This window comes from Pantoea latae (genome assembly GCF_002077695.1).
Classification (GTDB): Bacteria; Pseudomonadota; Gammaproteobacteria; order Enterobacterales; family Enterobacteriaceae; genus Pantoea; species Pantoea latae.
Genome location: NZ_MWUE01000016.1, coordinates 120,766 through 141,023, shown reverse-complemented (window position 1 = coordinate 141,023; position 20,258 = coordinate 120,766). Strand labels below are relative to the sequence as shown.

19 protein-coding genes and 1 other annotated feature are annotated in these 20,258 nt (G+C 61.1%); of the genes, 8 read left to right on the top strand and 11 right to left on the bottom strand.

The genetic code is table 11. The annotated features are described in order from the left end of the window. Positions 1-352 precede the first annotated feature (352 nt). Positions 353-2,041: a YbaL family putative K(+) efflux transporter gene (ybaL, locus tag B2J69_RS11105; protein ID WP_081139350.1), complete on the top strand. Its 1,689-nt coding sequence runs from the start codon at positions 353-355 to the stop codon at positions 2,039-2,041. Between the two features lie 36 nt (positions 2,042-2,077). Here the strand turns inward: ybaL and B2J69_RS11100 are convergent, their stop codons facing one another. From B2J69_RS11100 to B2J69_RS11085, 4 genes are all read right to left on the bottom strand, one after another. Beyond that, positions 2,078-3,379, bottom strand: coding sequence for an inosine/guanosine kinase (locus B2J69_RS11100; RefSeq protein ID WP_081139349.1), 1,302 nt, complete (start codon positions 3,377-3,379; stop codon positions 2,078-2,080). Positions 3,380-3,435: 56 nt separating this feature from the next. Then, positions 3,436-4,395 (bottom strand): ferrochelatase, encoded by a 960-nt coding sequence (gene hemH / locus B2J69_RS11095; RefSeq protein ID WP_081139348.1) that lies wholly within the window; start codon positions 4,393-4,395, stop codon positions 3,436-3,438. Between the two features lie 112 nt (positions 4,396-4,507). Further along, a complete protein-coding gene (gene adk, locus B2J69_RS11090) occupies positions 4,508-5,152 on the bottom strand; it encodes an adenylate kinase (protein ID WP_081139347.1) in 645 nt (214 codons plus the stop codon). A gap of 133 nt (positions 5,153-5,285) precedes the next feature. Next, positions 5,286-6,131 (bottom strand): DUF6024 family protein, encoded by an 846-nt coding sequence (locus B2J69_RS11085; protein ID WP_081139346.1) that lies wholly within the window; start codon positions 6,129-6,131, stop codon positions 5,286-5,288. Positions 6,132-6,312: 181 nt separating this feature from the next. Between B2J69_RS11085 and B2J69_RS11080 the strand changes: the two genes are divergently transcribed. Further along, complete coding sequence (locus B2J69_RS11080; RefSeq protein ID WP_081139345.1) at positions 6,313-7,182, top strand: LysR substrate-binding domain-containing protein; 870 nt, start codon at positions 6,313-6,315, stop codon at positions 7,180-7,182. Positions 7,183-7,508: 326 nt separating this feature from the next. On the opposite strand, the gene htpG is transcribed toward B2J69_RS11080, so the two are convergent. The 6 genes from htpG to B2J69_RS11050 all read right to left on the bottom strand — a co-directional run bounded on the left by htpG (position 7,509) and on the right by B2J69_RS11050 (position 13,700). Then, positions 7,509-9,383, bottom strand: coding sequence for a molecular chaperone HtpG (gene htpG / locus B2J69_RS11075; protein WP_081139344.1), 1,875 nt, complete (start codon positions 9,381-9,383; stop codon positions 7,509-7,511). 98 nt (positions 9,384-9,481) lie between these two features. Further along, the gene (gene recR, locus B2J69_RS11070; protein WP_081139343.1) at positions 9,482-10,087 is read right to left on the bottom strand and encodes a recombination mediator RecR; all 606 of its coding nucleotides are present in this window, start codon (positions 10,085-10,087) and stop codon (positions 9,482-9,484) included. Then, on the bottom strand, positions 10,087-10,416 hold the full coding sequence (locus tag B2J69_RS11065; protein WP_081139342.1) for a YbaB/EbfC family nucleoid-associated protein: 330 nt from the start codon (positions 10,414-10,416) through the stop codon (positions 10,087-10,089). Before B2J69_RS11065 ends, recR begins: the two co-directional genes overlap by 1 nt. Positions 10,417-10,471: 55 nt before the next feature. Next, on the bottom strand, positions 10,472-12,478 hold the full coding sequence (dnaX, locus tag B2J69_RS11060; RefSeq protein WP_081139341.1) for a DNA polymerase III subunit gamma/tau: 2,007 nt from the start codon (positions 12,476-12,478) through the stop codon (positions 10,472-10,474). Further along, positions 11,063-11,124, bottom strand: a sequence feature (DnaX frameshifting element). (Overlaps the previous gene by 62 nt.) 139 nt (positions 12,479-12,617) lie before the next feature. Continuing rightward, on the bottom strand, positions 12,618-13,169 hold the full coding sequence (apt, locus tag B2J69_RS11055) for an adenine phosphoribosyltransferase (protein WP_081139340.1): 552 nt from the start codon (positions 13,167-13,169) through the stop codon (positions 12,618-12,620). Between the two features lie 141 nt (positions 13,170-13,310). Further along, positions 13,311-13,700, bottom strand: coding sequence for a DUF454 family protein (locus B2J69_RS11050; RefSeq protein ID WP_081139339.1), 390 nt, complete (start codon positions 13,698-13,700; stop codon positions 13,311-13,313). 56 nt (positions 13,701-13,756) lie between these two features. On the opposite strand from B2J69_RS11050, the gene priC reads away from it, so the two are divergent. Together priC and rsmS are read left to right on the top strand one after the other, a co-directional pair. After that, entirely contained in the window at positions 13,757-14,278 is a 522-nt protein-coding gene (gene priC / locus B2J69_RS11045; RefSeq protein ID WP_081139338.1) for a primosomal replication protein PriC, read from the top strand. Positions 14,279-14,383: 105 nt separating this feature from the next. After that, positions 14,384-14,533, top strand: coding sequence for a pleiotropic regulatory protein RsmS (gene rsmS / locus B2J69_RS11040; protein ID WP_081139337.1), 150 nt, complete (start codon positions 14,384-14,386; stop codon positions 14,531-14,533). On the opposite strand, the gene acrR is transcribed toward rsmS, so the two are convergent. Beyond that, a complete protein-coding gene (gene acrR / locus B2J69_RS11035; RefSeq protein WP_081139336.1) occupies positions 14,527-15,174 on the bottom strand; it encodes a multidrug efflux transporter transcriptional repressor AcrR in 648 nt (215 codons plus the stop codon). The genes rsmS and acrR overlap by 7 nt on opposite strands. Positions 15,175-15,316: 142 nt before the next feature. On the opposite strand from acrR, the gene B2J69_RS11030 reads away from it, so the two are divergent. The 4 genes from B2J69_RS11030 to ykgO all read left to right on the top strand — a co-directional run bounded on the left by B2J69_RS11030 (position 15,317) and on the right by ykgO (position 20,231). After that, positions 15,317-16,519 (top strand): efflux RND transporter periplasmic adaptor subunit, encoded by a 1,203-nt coding sequence (locus B2J69_RS11030; RefSeq protein ID WP_081139335.1) that lies wholly within the window; start codon positions 15,317-15,319, stop codon positions 16,517-16,519. Positions 16,520-16,535: 16 nt separating this feature from the next. Then, positions 16,536-19,691: a multidrug efflux RND transporter permease subunit AcrB gene (locus B2J69_RS11025; protein ID WP_081139334.1), complete on the top strand. Its 3,156-nt coding sequence runs from the start codon at positions 16,536-16,538 to the stop codon at positions 19,689-19,691. A gap of 136 nt (positions 19,692-19,827) precedes the next feature. Further along, complete coding sequence (locus tag B2J69_RS11020; RefSeq protein ID WP_081139333.1) at positions 19,828-20,088, top strand: type B 50S ribosomal protein L31; 261 nt, start codon at positions 19,828-19,830, stop codon at positions 20,086-20,088. A 2-nt stretch (positions 20,089-20,090) separates the two neighbouring features. Beyond that, positions 20,091-20,231: a type B 50S ribosomal protein L36 gene (ykgO, locus tag B2J69_RS11015; RefSeq protein ID WP_071997379.1), complete on the top strand. Its 141-nt coding sequence runs from the start codon at positions 20,091-20,093 to the stop codon at positions 20,229-20,231. Positions 20,232-20,258 lie beyond the last annotated feature (27 nt).

Genomic DNA, 20,258 nt, shown 5'->3' with positions numbered 1-20,258 from the left:
GATATCGCTGGCCCTGAAATTGCTTTAACCTTGATATTCAAAAGATACTCTCTGTTATAAATCGCATCCAACGCCGTGCCCACGCTACCTTTGCCTTTTTCTAGGCGCAACCTTGCCTTATCGAAGGCATCCATCGGCTATTTTGCCGCAGCATAGTGTATTGATGCGCTTCGCTGACTTGCCTGATAGCGCCTCCAGTTAACGAAAACCCGATAAAATAGCCCTTCGACCTCGTTTTCCTCTCATTTTCAAACTTTTTTCTTATTATCCCGCAAAAAACCCAGCGAAAAAGCACTGTTTATCTTAAACTCAATTGTTACAGGCAGACACATTTGCACACAAGGAGACAGGCATGCATCACACCACACCGTTGATCACCACCATCGTCGGGGGACTGGTCCTGGCGTTTCTCCTTGGCATGATCGCAAACCGCCTGCGCATTTCGCCGCTGGTCGGCTACCTGCTGGCAGGCGTGCTGGCGGGTCCCTTCACGCCGGGTTTTGTCGCCGATACCAACCTGGCGCCGGAGCTGGCGGAGCTGGGCGTCATCCTGCTGATGTTCGGCGTCGGCCTGCACTTCTCCCTGAAGGATCTGATGGCGGTAAAGAGCATCGCCATTCCCGGCGCCGTGGCGCAAATCGCCGTCGCCACGCTGCTGGGAATGGGCCTCTCCGCCTGGCTGGGCTGGTCGCTAATGACCGGCCTGGTGTTTGGCCTCTGCCTCTCCACCGCCAGCACTGTGGTGCTGCTGCGCGCGCTGGAGGAGCGTCAGCTGATTGACAGCCAGCGCGGACAGATCGCCATCGGCTGGCTGATTGTCGAAGATCTGGTGATGGTGCTGACGCTGGTGCTGCTGCCCGCCATCGCCGGTATGCTGGAACAGGGCAACGCCAGCCCGCAGCTGCTGGCGTGGGATCTGCTGCTGACCATCGGCAAGGTCGCCGCCTTTATGGTGCTGATGATGGTGGTGGGCCGTCGCGTGGTGCCGTGGATCCTGTCGAAAAGCGCCGCCACCGGCTCGCGCGAGCTCTTTACCCTCGCGGTGCTGGCGCTGGCGCTCGGCATCGCCTTTGGCGCGGTGGAGTTTTTCGACGTCTCTTTCGCGCTCGGCGCCTTCTTCGCCGGGATGGTGCTGAATGAGTCGGAGCTGAGCCACCGCGCCGCTCACGACACCCTGCCGCTGCGCGACGCCTTCGCCGTGCTGTTCTTTGTCTCGGTAGGCATGCTGTTCGATCCGATGATTCTGGTAGAGCAGCCGCTGGCGGTGCTGGGCGCGCTGGTGATTGTGGTGCTGGGCAAATCTGCCGCCGCCTGGCTGCTGGTGACGCTGCTGGGCCATTCGCGCCGCACCGCGCTGACCATCTCCGTCAGCCTGGCGCAGATTGGCGAGTTCGCCTTTATTCTGGCCGGGCTCGGCATCTCCCTTAATCTGCTCAGCAGCGAGGGGCGCAACCTGGTGCTGGCCGCGGCGATCCTCTCGATTATGCTCAACCCTATCCTGTTCAGCCTGCTGGAGCGTTTCCTGGCGAAAAGCGAAAGCCGCCAGGAGCAGGCGCAGGAAGAGGCGATCGAAGAGGAAAAACAGATCCCGGTGGATATCTGCCATCATGCGGTAATCGTCGGCTATGGCCGCGTCGGCAGCCTGCTGGGGCAGAAGCTGCTGGAGGCGGACGTGCCTTTCGTGGTGGTAGAAAACTCCCGCGCGCGCGTCGAGGCGCTGCGCGAGCAGGGCATCAGGGCGGTGCTGGGCAACGCGGTGCGCGCCGATACCATGGAGCTGGCGCGGCTCGACTGCGCGCGCTGGCTACTGCTGACCATTCCCAATGGCTACGAGTCAGGGGAGATCGTCACCACCGCGCGCGAGAAGTTTAACGAGATTGAGATTATCGCGCGCGCACACTATGACGACGAGGTGGAGTACATCATGGCGCGCGGCGCGACGCGCGTGGTGATGGGCGAACGGGAAATCGCCAGCAGCATGCTGCGTATGCTGGAGGCGGAGATCGCCGAGCGTCCGGTGGTGCGTGAGTGCCCTATCTGATTTGCCGGCTTCCCCGCCCGGGGAAGCCCTTCCTGCTTAGCGATCCCAGTAGGACTCTTCCAGACTGTCTTCACGCTCCGGCAGGCCGCGCGTCAGGCGCGGCGAATGCTGGTTCAGCACCTGATAGCTGACGCGGTTGGCGTATTTGCACACCTGCGCCAGCGAGGAGTAGGTCAGGTACTCGCGCGCGTGCTTGCTGGAGTTCGGCACCTTCTGCCGATGGTAGTTATTCGCCGTGATGTCATGCAGCAGCGCCGCCAGTGCGCCATCGCCTGCGCCGTTGGTGTTCATGATCTTCTCCGGCCCGCCCATATAGGGCGCGATATGAGAGAAGATGCGGCACGGCTGCTGGCACGCCTGCTGACGCATGGCGCGGCTGAATTCATACTGATTGAATTCCGCAATCGCGCCCGGCAGCAGCGGATGGTTGGTTTTGCGCTTAAATTCCTCTTCGGTATAGCCCGCCATATAGAGGCCGGTCGGTCCGGCGGTGCAGAGCACCAGGTCGACCCACTCCAGCGCCCTGTCGGCCGCCAGCAGCGGATCCGATTCGCCGGTCAGCGCCAGCGCTTCCTCTTCGTTCATCGCCAGGATGGTGACGTGTTCGCGCAGGAAATCGCGCCAGAACTGCGGGTTGTCGCCGATAACATATTTGGTGCCCAGCGTCAGCACCACCGGCACGTTGTGGCGTTTCGCGTAGTCGATCGCCTGCAGCGTGGCCTGCGGCATCGGCTCGCCTTCGCCGCAGCGCACCAGGTAAGAGGTGAGCACCAGCGCCGAGGCGCCAGCGATCACCGCTTCGGGAATGCTTTCGGCGCGCAGCTGGTTCATCTGCCCAGGGCTGATGGCGAAGGTGCGTTCGCCCTGATCGCCAATCAGGGTGAAGCAGCGGCCAATGGCGCCGTCCACGCCCTGCAGATAGTTGAGATCCATGCGGCTGGAGGTGTTGCAGAGGTAGCGATAGGCGTAGCCGCCGATCTGAATATTGCTGCACATCACGCCCAGCAGCACCGAGCGGTCGTCCGCCAGCACCGAATAGTTGTGCAGCGTGTTACCGATGGTGCCGCCGGCAAACTGATGGGTGATCAGGTTATCGCGCATGAGCTCGTGATAGAGCGCTTCGGCAACGTCGTCGGCGATCACTAAAGAGTGTCCGGCGCTCAGGCCATAGCGCACCAGAAAGGCGTCGTCGACTTTGGCTTCAATATCCACCAGCGTCTGATCGATGCCGACCACCCAGCTCCCCTCTTCCACCTCCTGCGAGGCGGCATGGAGCAACGGGTCGCGGGCGCTAACCGGGAAATAGTGTTTGGATTTGCGTTTGCCGGGAAATTTCATGATGGGTGCCGTCAGAAAAACAGGCGGAGGATAATAGCATATTCTCCGCCGCGGCTTTAACGACGCGCGTTGACCAGCTGCACCATCATATCGATATGTTCGGCATCGGCGTTGAGCGCCGGGATATACTCAAACTTCTCGCCGCCGCCGTGCAGGAAGAATTCGCGGTTCTGCTCGCTAATCTCCTCCAGCGTTTCCAGACAGTCCGCCGAAAAGCCCGGGCTCATCACCTGCACATGCTTAATGCCCTTTTTCGCCAGGCCCTGCATGGTTTCGTCGGTGTAGGGCTGCAGCCAGGGTTCGCGGCCGAAGCGTGACTGGAAGGTCATCATAATCTGATCGTCGCGCAGGCCGAGCGCCTGCTGCAGCAGCGCGGTGGTGTCGGCGCAGCGCAGCGGGTAGTCGTCGCCCTCGTTGGCGAAGCGCTGCGGGATGCCGTGAAAGGAGAGCACCAGCAGATCCGGCTGGCCGTGCGTCGCAAAAGAGCGCTCTACCGACGCTTTCAGCGCGGCGATATAGGCCGGATGTTCGGCGTAGTCGCGGATGAGGTCGATATGCGGCAGGGTGCGCGCCTTTTTAAACGCGCTGTAGAGGCCGTCCCAGACCGCCGCCACCGTGGAGCAGGAGAACTGCGGATAGAGCGGCAGCACGATCATGCGCGTTACGCCCTGCGCCATCAGGCTATCCACCGCGCTCTGCAGGCTGGGATTGCCGTAGCTCATGCCGAGTTCGACCGGCATGTCGACGCGCGCCGCCAGCGCCTCGCGCTGCTGCTTGCTGTAAACCATCAGCGGCGAACCGCCGTCCATCCAGACGGAGGCGTAGAGTTTCGACACGCGCGGCGAGCGAAACGGCAGCACGACGCCGTTGAGGATTGGCCACCAGAGCCAGCGCGGCGTATCGACCACGCGCGGATCGCTGAGAAACTGTTTCAGATAGCGCTTTACAGCAGCTGTGGTCGGGGCGTCTGGCGTACCTAAATTAACCAGTAACACGCCGGGCTTGTCTTGCCTCATTGTTAGTCCTTGATAGCGGGGGATGCGTGAAAACAGGGGAAATTGTAGCGGAAACCGGGAGAGGGAAAAGCAATTACTGCAAAAGGGGCTGGCACTGCCAGCCCCAGGCGCGTTAGCCGAGGATGCGCGCCAGCTGTTTGCTGACGTCGGCGACCGGCTGGGTGCCGTCGATTTTGTGGTAAGCGGTGTTGCCCGCTTCCGCTTCTTCGCTGTAGTAGGCGATCAGCGGCGCGGTCAGCTGATGGTATTCCACCAGGCGCTTGCGCACGGTCTCTTCCTGATCGTCTTTACGCGTGGTCAGCGCTTCGCCGGTCACGTCGTCCTGACCTTCCACCTTCGGCGGATTGTATTTAACGTGATAGACGCGGCCCGACGGCGCATGCACGCGACGGCCCACGATGCGATCGACAATCAGCTCGTCCGGCACGGCGAACTCCAGCACGCAGTCAATTTTGATGCCGGCTTCTTTCATCGCGTCCGCCTGCGGAATGGTGCGCGGGAAACCGTCCAGCAGGAAACCGTTTTTGCAGTCTTCCTGTGCGATACGCTCTTTCACCAGCGCGATAACCAGCTCGTCAGTGACCAGTTTACCGGCGTCCATGATGGCTTTCGCCTGATTGCCGAGTTCGGTGCCGGCTTTTACCGCCGCACGCAACATATCGCCCGTGGAGATTTGCGGAATGCCGTATTTCTCCATGATGAACTGAGCCTGAGTGCCCTTACCTGCGCCCGGAGCACCGAGCAGAATAATACGCATTGCGTAAATCCCCTTGCGAATCGCATTGATCAATCTGAGAAGGCGAAGACCATACCATTATGACCCGCTCTCCACAAGAAAGGTGCGGACGGCGGCAGCCTGTTTCTCCATATCGTGCGGCGGGCGGGCGCGGCTAGCGCGCTTTTTCAGATTTGCCGCCGGTGTTGAACAGCGTCTGCACGCGCCGGCCGATCTGCGGCGTCAGGTTGGTCTGTTTGCGGCCGCCGCCGCGCTGGCTGGCGCGCACCAGCAGATAGCTCTGCTGCGGCCATAGCTCCACGTCGCTGGCCGGGGCCAGCGACGCCAGCTGCGCCCGCGACAGCGCGAAGCTGGCGAACGGCAGGCCCGCCTGATGGCCGGAGGCGATCGGCAGCGGCAGGCTCAGGGAGATCGCCTCGACGCTGGCCTGATTATAGGGCCGCCAGCCCTGCTCTTTGCTGCGGGCCAGCGCCGCCAGCACCGGCGTATCGAGCGGCAGCCCCTGTTCGAACAGCCGCAGCTCGCTGCGCACCAGCGTGCTGAAGTCGGCGGTGCGCAGCGCCACCAGCACCAGTCCGCCGGGCAGATCGGCATGGCGATCGAGACGCGCGACAAACAGCCGGGCGTGGTTGATCACCTCTTCATGCAGCACGCTGGCGAAGCTTTCGCTGACGTCGACTACGCCCTGCTGCTGGCAGAGGTGCAGCGGCCGCACCCGACCGTAAGGCAGTTCGATATGCGCGACGAAATTGATGTTGCCCGCCATCAGCGGCACGGCGGGCAGCACATTGAGTTCCGTGACCGGAAAGTGGGTGGCGTAGCGCGTCTGGTTGCGCGCCTGCTCCTGGCGCAGAAAGAGCTGCGACAGCAGGATGCGCGCCACGTGCAGCGAAGGCGCGAAGAACAAGTCGTACTGCTCCAGCCGGTAGTGGCGTGACAACAGGGTACGTAACCGGTCTCGCGCCTCGGAAGGACGATCGGCCCAGGGGTGAAGTGCCATCGCGTTGTGATTCTCTTGTTATCGGTCGGGTGATGGCGGAACGACGGCAAATGCTGACCACGCATAGCTTTGCCTGCGAGTCAACCCGCCATAATCAGCGGGCAAGGTTAGGGGAATGCGGCTGGACTTTAAAATGATATAAACTGACAATCCCTGTTAGGTTTTTACACAGGGGATGAGTATGACCCGGCTACCTCCGCTAAGGGCGCTGCACCATTTTCACCAGGCGGCGTTACATAGCAGCTTTAGCGTGGCGGCCGAACGCCTGCACGTCACTCACAGCGCCGTGAGCCACCAGATCCGCCAGCTGGAGAGCTGGATGGGCAAGCCGCTTTTCGTGCGCACCAACGGACGCGTGAAGTTAACCTCGCACGGCGAGCGCCTGCTGCTCAGCTGTCAGAAAGCGTTTAGCGAGCTCTCCACCACCTGCGCCAGCATTCGCACCGGCATGCGTCACCATCTCAACGTCTCCTGCGCGCCGAGCTTTCTGTCGCAGTGGCTGATCCCGCGCATCGGCACCTTTTACCAGCGCTATCCCGATATTGAGGTGCAGTTTCAGCCGCAGCTGGAGCTGGATCAGCTGCGCAGCGAGCATGTCGACGTGTTGATTCTCAGCTTTGAGCAGCCGCCAGATGGCGATATTGACGCCACGCTGATCAGCGACGACTATCTCGGGCCGCTCTGCGCGCCGCTGTTCGCCTCGCGCTTTCGCAGCGCGCAGGATTTCGCCGCCCTGCCCTTGCTGCATGTCGATACGCGTCTGCACGCCTGGGCGGAATGGTCGACGGCCGCCAACGTGCGCGGTAATTTCTGGTCGGGCAAGCATTTCGACAATCTGACGCTCGGCATTCAGGCGGCGAAGAACGGACTGGGCGTGATTGTGGCGCCGCGTCTGCTGGTGCGCCAGGAGCTGGAAGAGGGATCGCTGATTGCCCCGCTCGGCTTTGTGCGCGTTAACCGAGCCACCTGGATGATGACCAAGGAGTCGCGCCGCAACGACGGGGAGATTACGCTGTTTCGCGACTGGCTGCGCGAGGCGGCGCAGCAGTAGGGGCTGTTTAGAACGTGAATTATCCGCGTAAAGGTAGCTAAGCGCGGTCAGGTGTGACTCAAAGGCGGGTACCCAACTCAGGGAGTGGGTGGCATGGCCCGAGGAGCAAAGCGTCCCGCGACAGGGACAAAAACGCCGGGAGCGTTTTTGAACAACGCAACGCGTTGGCACGTTTACGGGCGCACCTCAGGGATGAGGTGCGTAATCGCGCGGGCCGAGCTGGCAGGGATGCCGCTTTTTGCGTCTTTGCGATTGGGCCATGCCACCCGCGACAGCACCGTTTTAGCAAACAACGGCCAGTATTTTTACCGGCCGTTTTTCACTAATTACGCCGTCAGCAGCTGATTCATACGACGGATAAACTGGTTTGGATCGTCCAGCGTGCCGCGCTCGGCCAGCAGCGCCTGATCCAGCAGCAGCTCAACCCACTCGCCGAAGCGCGCCTCATCCTGGGTATCCGCCACGCGTTTCACCAGCTGATGGTCCGGGTTGATCTCGAAGATATACTTCACTTCCGGCACCGCCTGGCCCGCCGCCGCGAACAGCTTCGCCATCTGAGTGCTGATTTCATTGGCGTCGGTGGTGACGATCGCCGGGGTATCGGTCAGACGATGCGTCAGACGCACCTCTTTTACGCGGTCGCCCAGCAGGGTTTTCACGCGGTCCACGAACGGCTCCAGCGCCTTCTCCGCCTCTTTCTGCTCTTCGCTCTCTTCGTCCGCCAGCTTGCTCAGCGACTCGTCCGCCTTGCTCACCGACTGGAACGCCTTGCCGTCGAACTCGGTCAGGTAGCTCATCATCCACTCGTCGATGCGATCGGAAAGCAGCAGCACCTCGATGCCTTTCTTACGGAACAGCTCCAGATGCGGGCTGCTCTTCGCTGCGGCGTAGCTGTCGGCGGTGATGTAGTAGATCTTCTCCTGACCTTCCACCATGCGGCTGACGTACTCCTCCAGCGACACGGTCTGCTCGGCGCTGTCGCTGTGCGTCGAGGCGAAACGCAGCAGCTTCGCGATCGCTTCCTGGTTGGCGCTGTCTTCCGCCGGGCCCTCTTTCAGCACCAGGCCGAACTCTTTCCAGAAGGTCTGGTATTTCTCGGCGTCGTCTTTGGCCAGCTTCTCCAGCATCTGCAGCGTGCGCTTCGTCAGCGCGGCACGCAGGGTCTGGGTCACGCGGCTGTCCTGCAGGATCTCGCGCGACACGTTGAGCGGCAGATCGTTGGAGTCGATCAGGCCGCGCACGAAGCGCAGGTAGTTCGGCATAAACTGCTCGGCGTCATCCATAATAAAGACGCGCTGCACATAGAGCTTCAGGCCGTGCTTATGGTCGCGGTTCCACATATCGAACGGCGCGCGCGACGGAATATAGAGCAGGCTGGTGTACTCCTGCTTGCCCTCGACGCGGTTGTGGCTCCAGATAGCGGGGTCGCTGAAGTCGTGCGCGATATGCTTGTAAAACTCGTTGTACTCTTCGTCGCTGATCTCAGACTTGTTGCGCGTCCACAGCGCCTGGGCTTTGTTGATCTTCTCCCAGGTGGTGGTGTCGTTCTCTTCGTCTTTGCTTTCAATTTCAACCGGCAGCGCGATGTGATCGGAGTACTTGCCGATAATGCTGCGCACGCGCCAGGCGTCGAGGAACTCATCTTCGCCTTCGCGCAGGTGCAGCGTAATCTCGGTGCCGCGATCGGCTTTGGTAATATCGGCGATGGTGTATTCGCCCTCGCCCGCCGACTCCCAGAACACCCCTTCGTCCGCCGCCGCGCCGGCCGCACGCGTGCGCACCGAGACTTTATCCGCGACGATAAACGCCGAGTAGAAGCCGACGCCGAACTGGCCGATCAGCTGGCTGTCTTTCGCCTGGTCAGAGCCCAGCGACTCCAGGAAGGATTTGGTGCCCGATTTGGCGATGGTGCCCAGGTTCTCAATCACCTCGTCGCGACGCATGCCGATACCGTTGTCCGACAGGGTCAGGGTGCGCTTGTCCTTGTCAACAGAGAGACGCACGCGCAGCTCGCCGTCGCCTTCATACAGGCTGGCGTCCGACAGCGCGCGGAAGCGCAGCTTGTCGGCGGCGTCCGAGGCGTTGGAAATCAGCTCGCGCAGGAAAATCTCTTTGTTTGAATAGAGGGAATGGATCATCAGGTGCAGAAGCTGTTTTACCTCTGACTGAAAGCCACGCGTCTCTTGTCCTTTCATGGTCATTGTTACCTCAACAGGATCAGGTTGAACGAAGGTTGAGGTTGATGTGGGGATGGTGCGGAGAATTTCAAGCCGACGTCGCGAACGACGTCGGCAAGCGTTCAGAAAGTAATCTTGTGACGCCCGGCCAGCGAGTGCGACAGCGTGGTGCCGTCCACCATCTCCAGCTCGCCGCCCACCGGCACGCCGTGCGCGATGCGGCTGGCGTCGACGCCGTACTGGCCGCACAGCTCGGCGATGTAGTTGGCGGTCGCTTCGCCCTCCACCGTGGGGTTGGTGGCGAGGATCACCTCTTTCAGGCTTTCGCTCTCCAGCCGCTGCTCAAGGCGATCCAGCCCGATGTCCTGCGGGCCGATGCCGTCAAGCGGCGACAGATGGCCCATCAGCACAAAGTAGCGGCCGGCGAACTGGCCGGTCTGCTCGATGGCGTGAATATCCGCCGGGCTCTCCACCACGCAGATCAGCCCGTTCTGCTGACGCCGCGGATTGGCGCAGATGGTGCAGATCTCCTGCTCGGTGAAGGTGCGGCAGTCGGCGCAGTGGCCGATTTCGGACATGGCGCGCGTCAGCGCCTGCGCCAGCCGCATGCCACCGCTGCGATCGCGCTGCAGCAGCTGAAACGCCATGCGCTGCGCCGACTTCGGCCCCACGCCAGGCAGGCAGCGCAGCGCCTCCATCAGGGATTCAAGCAGTGGACTGGTTTGCATCAGAACGGCATCTTAAAGCCCGGCGGCAGCTGCATGCCGGCGGAAACAGAGGCCATTTTCTCTTTCTGCGTTTCGTCGATGCGGCGCGCGGCGTCGTTGAAGGCGGCGGCGACCAGATCTTCCAGCATATCTTTGTCATCTTCCAGCAGGCTGGGGTCGATCTCCACGCGGCGGCAGTTGTGCGCGCCGTTGATGGTCACTTTCACCAGGCCCGCGCCCGATTCGCCGGTCACTTCCAGCGCGGCGATCTCTTCCTGGACTTTGGCCATCTTGTCTTGCATCTGCTGGGCCTGCTTCATCAGGTTGCCCAGTCCGCCTTTACCAAACATAGTTTTCTCTCTCAGCTAAGGCCGCATCGCTATCCAGGAGACAGCGGCAGCGTGGTCAAACGGGTCGGATACTCTCTTCATCCAGATCGGCGTCGAAGAACCGACGCAGCGTCTGGATGTGGGTATCGCTAATGATAGACTGACGCGCCTGCGCCAGCTTCTCTTCGTAAATGGCCTGCCGCCACTCGAGTGGCGTCAACACCGCAGGATTATCATCTTCAATGATAGTCAATTCAACTGTCTGGCCGGCGGCGTCGCCTAGCGCGGCCGCCAGCACCTGCTGCGCCGAGGCGGAGTTCAGGTGACGCTGGCTGGATCGCAGGTGCAGGCAAACGCCCTGCTCCGTGCGCTCTTTCCAGGCGTTAAGCGCCAGCTGCTGCACCAGCTTCGGCAGCGGCAGCGCGGCGATTTCCGCCGCCCAGGGATCGCGCTGCTGCGCCTCTTCCATCAGGCGCGCCGCCAGCTCAGGGGTTTTCTCATGCTCAAGCGCCGAACGCAAGGCTTTTGGCGTCGCCACCGGCTCCGGCGCCGCTTCGACCGGGGTCTGCGCCTTCCAGCGGTACGCCTCTTTTTTTGCTGGCGTCGCCTCGCGCGGACGCGCGGCCTGCGCGCGTTCGGTCACCGAGGCCAGGCGCTCCAGCGCGGAGGTGGCCGGCCGCGTCAGAGACGCTGCCGGCTCACTCTTTTTTGCTTTGCTGGCCCCCTGACGCAGCAGCTGAGTGCGCGCCTGCAGGAGCTGGCTGGTGGTGTCGGAAAAAGAGCCGTCAGGCGCGGCGGCGGGCGGCGCGGCAACCGGCGGCGCGACCTGTTCCGGCGGCGGCGCAGGCGGCGCCATCTGCGGCTGCGCGGCAGCGACATGCTGCTGCGGCGCCACGGCGTGCGACGGCGGCGGTGCTGCGTGCGGCGACGGTGCTGCAGCGGACGGCTCCGCCTGTGGCGTCAGGGTGGGACGCGCGGCCGGTTCGGCAATCGCCGTTTGCGGATGGAACGCCAGCGCGCGCAGCAGGGTCATTTCGACGCCCATGCGGCGATCGGGCGCCAGCGGCAAATCTTTGCGCCCCATCAGCAGCGTCTGATAGTAGAGCTGCACGTCAGCGGGCGGCACCACGCGTGCCAGCTCGCGCAGGCGCGGCGCGTGGCTCTCTTCTTCGTCGCTGATCGAGCCGGGCAGCAGCTGCACCATGGCGATGCGGTGCAGCAGACGCAGCATCTCCACCAGCAGCGCCTCCCACTCGACGCCGCGCGAGGCGGCCTGGTTAAGCAGCGTCATCACCTGTTCGCCGCTGCCGTCCACCAGCGCCTCGATCAGGCCCAGCGGCTGCTCGTCGTCCAGCGTGCCGAGCATCTGGCTGACGATGTGGCTGCCAACCACGCCCTGCCCCATGGCGATTGCCTGATCGGTCAGGCTGAGCGCGTCGCGCATGCTGCCGTCAGCGGCGCGCGCCAGCAGCTGCAGCGCGCGCGGCTCGCTCTCGATCTGCTCCTGCTGCAGCACGTAGTCGAGCTGGTTGCGGATCAGCTCGACATCCAGCGCCTTGAGGTGAAACTGCAGGCAGCGGGAGAGGATGGTGACCGGCAGCTTTTGCGGATCGGTGGTGGCGAGCAGGAATTTAACGTGCGACGGCGGCTCTTCCAGGGTTTTCAGCAGCGCGTTGAAGCTGTGGCGCGACAGCATATGCACTTCGTCGATCAGATAGACCTTAAAGCGGCCGCGCGCCGGCGCGTACTGCACGTTGTCCAGCAGGTCGCGCGTGTCTTCGACTTTGGTGCGCGAGGCGGCGTCAATCTCGATCAGATCGACAAAGCGGCCCTGTTCGATCTCGCGGCAGTTGTCGCACTGCCCGCACGGCGTGGCGGTGATGCCGGTTTCGCAGTTAAGGCCTTTCGCCAGCAGGCGCGCAATGGTAGTTTTGCCCACGCCGCGCGTGCCGGAGAAGAGATAAGCATGATGGAGACGTCCCAGTGAGAGTCCATTCGCCAGCGCGGTCAGGACATGTTCCTGACCGACAACGTCAGCAAACGCCTGGGGACGCCATTTTCGCGCAAGTACCTGATAGCTCATGTGGATTCGATCACTGGATGTGGTTGGAAAGATGAGCGCAGACGCGCTGCAACCCCTGTATATCGTTGCAGTAGTTTAACAGCGACGGCGGGCGTTGCCTATCACTTGCTGGCCTCGCGCGCGGCGAGGCCATCGTCACTCAGTGACCGGGGAAGTTGACCAGGCTGTAGCAATTGACGCCCAGCGCTTTCAGGCGCGTTTCGCCGGTCAGATCGAAGAGATTGATCACAAAGGCGGCGTCTTTAACTTCGCCGCCGGCGCGGCGGATCAGCTTGACCGTCGCTTCGATGGTGCCGCCGGTCGCCAGCAGATCGTCCACCACCAGCACCACGTCGCCGGGCTTGATGGCGTCTTTATGCAGCTCGAGCGCATCGGTGCCATATTCCAGCTCGTAGGATTCGCTGAAGGTGGCGCGCGGCAGCTTGCCTGGCTTGCGCACCGGCACAAAGCCGACGCCTAACGCCAGCGCCACCGGCGCACCGAACAGGAAGCCGCGCGCTTCGGTGCCCACCACTTTGGTGATGCCTTGATCGCGATAGCGCTCGACAAACAGCGCGATAGTCGCGGCGTAGGCTTGCGGATCTTCCAGCAGGCTGGTGACGTCGCGGAAGAGGATCCCGGGTTTCGGGTAATCCGGAATGCTTTTAATGCTCTCTTTAATGAATTCAAGCTGCTGCGCAGTTGCGGTCATAATGTTACGCCTGGTAAAAACTTTATATCGCGCAGCTTCCATAGCGTCAGATTCCGAAATGAATCAGACGCAGAGAGTAAAAAAAGGGAAGCCACGCACGAAGATGCCCAAATCTAAGCAAATGCCCGGCTAATTGCAACCTTATCGCGGCGGCGCGCGATCGTCGGGCGATTCCGCCACCACAGGAATACGCCACATCATCAGCAGCAAAATGCAGAGCATTACGCTAAGCATGACGCGCACCCACAGAATATTCACCAACCCGATCGAGACGCCGAACGTCACCAGCATGACGGCAATCGCCCGCCCTTTCGCGCCCGGCGGCATGGCGCGATGACGCTGCCAGTGGCGCAGATAGCGGCCGAACGGCGAACGCCACAGCAGCCAGTGATGAAAACGCGGCGACGAGCGGGCGAAACACCAGGCCGCCAGCAGCACGAATGGCGTGGTGGGTAATAATGGTAATACAATGCCCAGCGCGCCGAGTATGATGGCGAGCCAGCCGAGAGTGAGCAGTAAAATACGTTGCATAGCCTTGCCTGGATCCTTTGCCTCCGCGCTACGTTAGCACAGATAAGGAAAAGATGATGGCGGACGCCACCACACAACAGCGTCTCGCCGCCTGCCTGGCGGCGCTTCAGGCGCAGATTGCGCGGCATCCCGACGGCCGCTGCCGCACGCCGCGCTTCGATCGCCAGCTGTTCAGCACCGCCGGCACGCGGCTGGCGGACTATCTGCAGGAGACGGAACGCAACCTGCAGCTCTTTTGCGCCTGCGACAACGCGCAAGAGCGCGTCTGGCTGGCTGATAAGCTGGTGAACCAGATCGCCGCTCTGCAGCGCGAAGCCAGCACGCAGCAGCTGCGCCTGCGCCGCGAACGCCCCATCGCCAGCCCGCGCCAGCAGAAGCTGGAAGAGTATCGCGAATATGAACGGCGGCTGCAGGCGATGATCGACCAGCGCGAACAGCGGCTGGCGCTGGCGGAGAGCCTGGCGCAGCAGCAGCAGCTGAAGCAGGATCTCGAGGTGCTGGAGGGCCGCATGGCGCGCTGCCGTCAGGCGATCAGCGCGGTGAGCTGGGCGCTTTCGCTGCGCGGCGACGCCCTTTGACGCCTATACTTAGCGCCACGCATTCAGGAGCCTGAAAGGGGAATGATTGCCGGCGCGCTGCTGATGCTGCTGGTGGCGGCGAAACTGCGCATATAAGGAGCGACAATGTCACTGGAAAACGCACCCGACGAGGTGAAACTGGCGGTGGATTTGATCCAGCTGCTGGAAGAGAACCGTCTGCCCACCGAGACCGTGCTGGCGGCGCTGGCGATTGTACAGCGCGATTTTGAGAAGAAGCGCGCCGCCGGTCAGTAGCCCTGGCGGGCGCCGGTCAGGGTCGGACTCAGGCGCAGCATATCGATAAAGGCCTCGACAATTTGCGGCGCGGCCGCCGCCAGGTCGAAACTCTCTGGCGTAAACAGCCAGCTCTCCATCATGCCGTTGACGTAGCCGCGCAGCAGCAGCGCCGCCTGACGGGTGTTGAGCGCCACCGGTAATTGCCCTGCCTCAATGCACTCTTTCAAAACATCTTCTATTTTATCATAGCACTCGGTGAGCAGGCTCTGCTGCATATTTTGCAGCGCGGCCATTTCGCCGACGAATTCGCACTTATGGAAAATGATCTCCATCAGGGCGCGGCGCTGAGGATCCTTTGCTGTGGCGTCAAAGATATAGATCAGCATCGCGCGCAAGACAGAGAGTGGATCGCCGGGGTATTTTGTCTGATACTCAAGTTCCACATCATCAAGCCCAGCGTCGGTGCGCAGCCATATTTCGTGTAACACATCGGCTTTATTTTTAAAGTGCCAGTAGATCGCGCCGCGCGTAACGCCGGCCGCCGCGGCAATATCTGCCAGCGAGGTCGCAGAAACGCCCTGGCGAGAGAATAACGCAAGCGCCACATCAAGAATTTGATGACGCGTTTCAAGGGCCTGGGCTTTGGTTTTTCGTGCCATAGGGGACTTTTATTACAAACTGGCAAGTTTACATACATTTATGAATGTATGTACCATAGCACGACCCGGATTTTAGCGCAGCAATGGGTTGAGCGGTTTGTGATCCATTGATCAATTGATATCGGACACTAGAGGTTTATTTATGAATAAAAACAGAGGATTAGCGCCTCTGGCGGCCGTCCTGATGCTTTCAGGCAGCTTTGTGTTAACAGGATGTGATGATAATAAATCCCAACAAGCCGCCCAGCAACACCCGCCGGAAGTGGGGGTTGTCACCCTTAAAAGCGAACCCCTGAAGATCACCACGGAGCTGCCGGGCCGGACCTCCGCCTATCGCGTGGCTGAAGTGCGTCCTCAGGTTTCCGGTATCATTCTGAAGCGTAATTTCGTGGAAGGCAGCGATATTAAAGCGGGCGAATCGCTTTATCAGATCGATCCCGCCACCTACCAGGCCAGCTACGACAGCGCGAAAGGCGATCTGGCGCAGGCGGAAGCCAACGCGCGCATCGCGCAGCTGACGGTTAACCGTTACAAGCCGCTGCTCGGCACCAAATATATCAGCCAGCAGGATTACGACAACGCCGTGGCCACCGCCGCGCAGAATGCCGCCGCCGTGCAGGTGGCGAAAGCGAACGTCGAAACCGCCCGCATCAATCTGGCCTATACCAAAGTGACCTCGCCTATCAGCGGACGCATCGGCAAATCGTCCGTCACCGAAGGCGCGCTGGTGCAGAGTGGGCAGACCACCGCGCTGGCCACTGTGCAGCAGCTCGACCCGCTCTATGTCGACGTCACCCAGTCGAGCGACGAGTTTATGCGTCTGCGCGCGGAGCTGGAATCTGGCCAGCTGAAGCAGGTGGACGGCAAAGCGAGCGTTACTCTGCTGATGCAGGACGGCAGTGAGTCGGCGCAAAAAGGCACGCTGGAGTTCTCGGACGTCACGGTTGACGAAACCACTGGCTCTATCACCCTGCGCGCTATCGTGCCGAACCCGGATCATAAACTGCTGCCGGGCATGTTCGTCCGCGCGCGTCTGGAAGAAGGCACCAACCCGAATGCGCTGCTAGTTCCGCAGCAGGCTGTCGCGCGTACCCCGACCGGTCAGGCGACCGTGATGGTAGTCGGCGCTGACAACAAGGTGGAAGTGCGCAGCGTCAACGCTTCGCAGGCGATCGGCGACAAATGGCTGGTGACCTCGGGTCTGAAAGCGGGCGAGCGCGTGATCAGCGTCGGCACGCAGCGCGCCAAACCGGGCGCGCAGGTGACGCCGCAGGAAGTCTCCGCCGAGCAGAAATCTGACGCCAACGCGCAATCTCAGCCTCAGGCTGAAAAATCTTCGTCTTAACAGGAGCCGTTGATACATGGCTAAGTTCTTTATCGATCGCCCCATCTTTGCGTGGGTAATCGCCATCATCGTGATGCTGGCGGGTGCGCTATCGATTCTTAAACTGCCGATCGAGCAATATCCCAACGTTGCTCCACCGGCGGTGCAGATTCGTGCCGCTTATCCGGGCGCCGATGCGAAAACGCTGCAGGACTCTGTGACGCAGGTTATCGAACAGAATATGAACGGTATTGATGGGCTGATGTACTTCTCATCAAACAGTGATTCTTCCGGTAACCTGCAGCTGACCCTTAGCTTCGAATCCGGCACCGATCCCGATATCGCGCAGGTTCAGGTGCAGAACAAACTGCAGCTGGCGATGCCGCTGCTGCCGCAGGAAGTGCAGCAGCAGGGTATTCAGGTGCAGAAATCCTCCAGCAGCTTCCTGATGGTAGCGGGTTTCGTCAGCGATGACGGCTCCATGACCCAGAACGACATCTCTGACTTTGTCGCCTCGAATATCAAGGACCCCATCAGCCGTACCACCGGCGTGGGCGACACCCAGATCTTCGGCGCGCAGTATGCGATGCGTATCTGGATGGATCCGGCGAAGCTGAATAACTATCAGCTGACGCCGGTTGACGTTATCAGCGCCATCAACACCCAGAACGCCCAGGTGGCGGCGGGCCAGCTCGGCGGCGCGCCTGCTGCGCCGAACCAGCAGCTTAACGCCTCGATCATCGCGCAGACGCGTCTGACCTCGACCGACGAGTTCGGCAAGATCCTGCTGAAGGTGAACACCGACGGCTCGCAGGTTCGCCTGCGCGACGTGGCGAAGATCGAGCTGGGCGGCGAGAACTACGAGGTTATCGCGCGCTATAACGGCAAACCCGCTTCCGGTATCGGCATCAAGCTGGCAACCGGCGCAAACGCGCTCGACACCGCCAATGCGGTAAAGGCGGAGCTGGGCAAGCTGCAGTCGACCTTCCCGGCCGGCCTGAAGGTGGTTTACCCTTACGACACCACGCCGTTTGTTAAGATCTCTATCTTCGAAGTGGTGAAAACCCTGTTCGAAGCGATCGTGCTGGTGTTCCTGGTGATGTATCTCTTCCTGCAGAACTTCCGCGCCACGCTGATCCCGACTATCGCGGTGCCGGTGGTGCTGCTCGGCACCTTCGCCATCATCAGCGCCTTCGGCTACTCGATAAACACGCTGACGATGTTCGGTATGGTGCTCGCCATCGGCCTGCTGGTGGATGACGCCATCGTGGTGGTGGAAAACGTCGAGCGCGTGATGGCCGAAGAGGGCCTGCCGCCGAAAGAGGCGACCAAACGCTCGATGGAGCAGATTCAGGGCGCGCTGGTAGGTATCGCGCTGGTGCTGTCGGCGGTATTTATCCCGATGGCCTTCTTCGGCGGATCCACCGGCGTGATCTACCGTCAGTTCTCTATCACCATCGTTTCCGCGATGGCGCTGTCGGTGCTGGTGGCGTTGATCCTGACGCCGGCGCTCTGCGCCACGATGCTGAAGCCGATCAAGAAAGGCGATCACGGCAAAACCACCGGCTTCTTCGGCTGGTTTAACCGCCTGTTCGACAAGAGCACCAACCACTACGTCGACAGCGTCGGCCATATTGTGCGCAGCACCGGCCGCTATCTGGTGATCTATCTGGTGATCGTGGTGGGTATGGCTTATCTGTTCCTGCGCCTCCCCTCTTCGTTCCTGCCGGAAGAGGATCAGGGTCTGCTGCTCGCGCAGGCGCAGCTGCCTGCGGGCGCAACGCAAGAGCGTACCCAGAAGGTCATGGATCAGATCACCGACTACTTCCTGAATAAAGAGAAGGACAGCGTGAAGTCGGTGTTTACCGTGAACGGCTTCGGCTTCTCCGGCCGCGGTCAGAACACCGGTATCGCCTTCGTCAGCCTGAAACCCTGGGATGAGCGCAGCAGCAGCGATCTGAAGGTGCCGGCGATCGCCGGTCGCGCCATGGGCGCGCTGGGCCAGATTAAAGATGCGATGGTGTTCCCGTTCAACCTGCCGGCGATTATCGAGCTGGGTAACGCCACCGGCTTCGACTTCGAGCTGATCGACCAGAACAACCTCGGCCATGAAAAACTGACCGAGGCGCGTAATCAGCTGCTGGGCATGGTGGCGCAGCACGGCGATACGCTGGTGGGCGTGCGTCCTAACGGCCTGGAAGATACGCCGCAGTACAAGCTGACCATCGATCAGGAAAAAGCGCAGGCGCTCGGCGTTTCGCTCTCCGATATCAACACCACGCTCGGCTCGGCCTGGGGCGGCTCTTACGTTAATGACTTTATCGATCGCGGTCGCGTGAAGAAGGTCTACGTCATGGGTGAAGCCAAAGACCGTATGCTGCCAGACGATATCAGCAAGTGGTATGTGCGCAACAGCAGCGGCACCATGGTGCCCTTCTCCGCCTTCTCGTCGGCGAAGTGGCAGTATGGCTCGCCGCGTCTGGAGCGCTATAACGGTCTGCCGTCAATGGAGATCCTGGGCCAGGCTGCGCCAGGCAAAAGTTCCGGCGATGCCATGAACCTGATGGAAGAGCTGGCGTCGAAGCTGCCGGCGGGCATCGGCTACGACTGGACCGGCATGTCCTATCAGGAACGTCTCTCCGGCAACCAGGCGCCTGCGCTCTATGCGATCTCGCTGATTGTGGTCTTCCTCTGTCTGGCGGCGCTCTATGAGAGCTGGTCAATTCCGTTCTCGGTGATGCTGGTGGTGCCGCTCGGGGTCATCGGCGCGCTAATCTTCACCACGCTGCGCGGACTGAGTAACGACGTTTACTTCGTGGTCGGTCTGTTGACCACCGTGGGTCTCTCGGCGAAGAACGCCATCCTGATCGTCGAATTCGCCAAGGATTTGATGGAGAAAGAAGGCAAAGGTCTGGTGGAAGCGACGCTGGAGGCGTGTCGTATGCGTCTGCGTCCGATCCTGATGACCTCGCTCGCCTTTATCCTCGGCGTGTTGCCGCTGGCGATCAGCACCGGCGCAGGTTCCGGCGCGCAGAACGCCGTCGGTACCGGCGTAATGGGCGGCATGGTCACGGCGACCGCGCTGGCGATCTTCTTCGTTCCGGTGTTTTTCGTGGTGGTACGCCGCCGCTTCGGCAAGAACAAAGCGGAGCTGGAAAAAGGCCATCCGACCGAACAGAGCCATCAACACTGATTTTTGCTGAATGACAAAAGGCCGCGCAAGCGGCCTTTTTTTATGGCGGCGGCGGCAGCGAATGGATCAGGGTTGCATTTCCAAAAGAGGAGGCGCACAATAATGTTACTTTATAACATAACATTTGCGAGGCGTTATGAAACCGAACATTCATCCTGCTTACCGTCCGGTCGTGTTCCACGACACCACTGTCGATAAGTATTTCAAAATCGGCTCCACCATCAAAACCGAGCGCACCGTCGAGTTCGAAGGTGAAACCCTGCCCTACGTGACGCTGGACGTCTCTTCCGCCTCCCACGTCTACTACACCGGCAAGCAAAAAGATTTCACTAAAGAGGGCAGCGCCGCGCGCTTTAATCAGCGTTTTGGCCGCTTTCTTAAAAAAGGGGGCGAATGACGATGCAGGTATTAAGCTCGCTGGCGTCGGCAAAAAAACGCCATAAGGACTGCAAGATCGTTCGTCGTCACGGACGGGTATTTGTGATTTGCAAATCAAATCCGCGCTTCAAGGCGGTACAGGGAAGAAAGAAAAAACGTTAGGACCTGTCGTGATCGCTGGCCGGGGAA

Coding starts and splice junctions, on each gene's coding strand:
- hemH (WP_081139348.1), bottom strand. CDS start 4,395: ATGAGGCAAGACAAGCCCGGCGTGTTACTGGTTAATTTAGGTACGCCA.
- B2J69_RS11065 (WP_081139342.1), bottom strand. CDS start 10,416: ATGTTTGGTAAAGGCGGACTGGGCAACCTGATGAAGCAGGCCCAGCAG.
- B2J69_RS11050 (WP_081139339.1), bottom strand. CDS start 13,700: ATGCAACGTATTTTACTGCTCACTCTCGGCTGGCTCGCCATCATACTC.
- acrR (WP_081139336.1), bottom strand. CDS start 15,174: ATGGCACGAAAAACCAAAGCCCAGGCCCTTGAAACGCGTCATCAAATT.
- B2J69_RS11080 (WP_081139345.1), top strand. CDS start 6,313: ATGACCCGGCTACCTCCGCTAAGGGCGCTGCACCATTTTCACCAGGCG.
- adk (WP_081139347.1), bottom strand. CDS start 5,152: ATGCGTATTATTCTGCTCGGTGCTCCGGGCGCAGGTAAGGGCACTCAG.
- ykgO (WP_071997379.1), top strand. CDS start 20,091: ATGCAGGTATTAAGCTCGCTGGCGTCGGCAAAAAAACGCCATAAGGAC.
- ybaL (WP_081139350.1), top strand. CDS start 353: ATGCATCACACCACACCGTTGATCACCACCATCGTCGGGGGACTGGTC.
- B2J69_RS11020 (WP_081139333.1), top strand. CDS start 19,828: ATGAAACCGAACATTCATCCTGCTTACCGTCCGGTCGTGTTCCACGAC.
- rsmS (WP_081139337.1), top strand. CDS start 14,384: ATGTCACTGGAAAACGCACCCGACGAGGTGAAACTGGCGGTGGATTTG.
- B2J69_RS11100 (WP_081139349.1), bottom strand. CDS start 3,379: ATGAAATTTCCCGGCAAACGCAAATCCAAACACTATTTCCCGGTTAGC.
- priC (WP_081139338.1), top strand. CDS start 13,757: ATGGCGGACGCCACCACACAACAGCGTCTCGCCGCCTGCCTGGCGGCG.
- htpG (WP_081139344.1), bottom strand. CDS start 9,383: ATGACCATGAAAGGACAAGAGACGCGTGGCTTTCAGTCAGAGGTAAAA.
- B2J69_RS11030 (WP_081139335.1), top strand. CDS start 15,317: ATGAATAAAAACAGAGGATTAGCGCCTCTGGCGGCCGTCCTGATGCTT.
- apt (WP_081139340.1), bottom strand. CDS start 13,169: ATGACCGCAACTGCGCAGCAGCTTGAATTCATTAAAGAGAGCATTAAA.
- B2J69_RS11085 (WP_081139346.1), bottom strand. CDS start 6,131: ATGGCACTTCACCCCTGGGCCGATCGTCCTTCCGAGGCGCGAGACCGG.
- recR (WP_081139343.1), bottom strand. CDS start 10,087: ATGCAAACCAGTCCACTGCTTGAATCCCTGATGGAGGCGCTGCGCTGC.
- B2J69_RS11025 (WP_081139334.1), top strand. CDS start 16,536: ATGGCTAAGTTCTTTATCGATCGCCCCATCTTTGCGTGGGTAATCGCC.
- dnaX (WP_081139341.1), bottom strand. CDS start 12,478: ATGAGCTATCAGGTACTTGCGCGAAAATGGCGTCCCCAGGCGTTTGCT.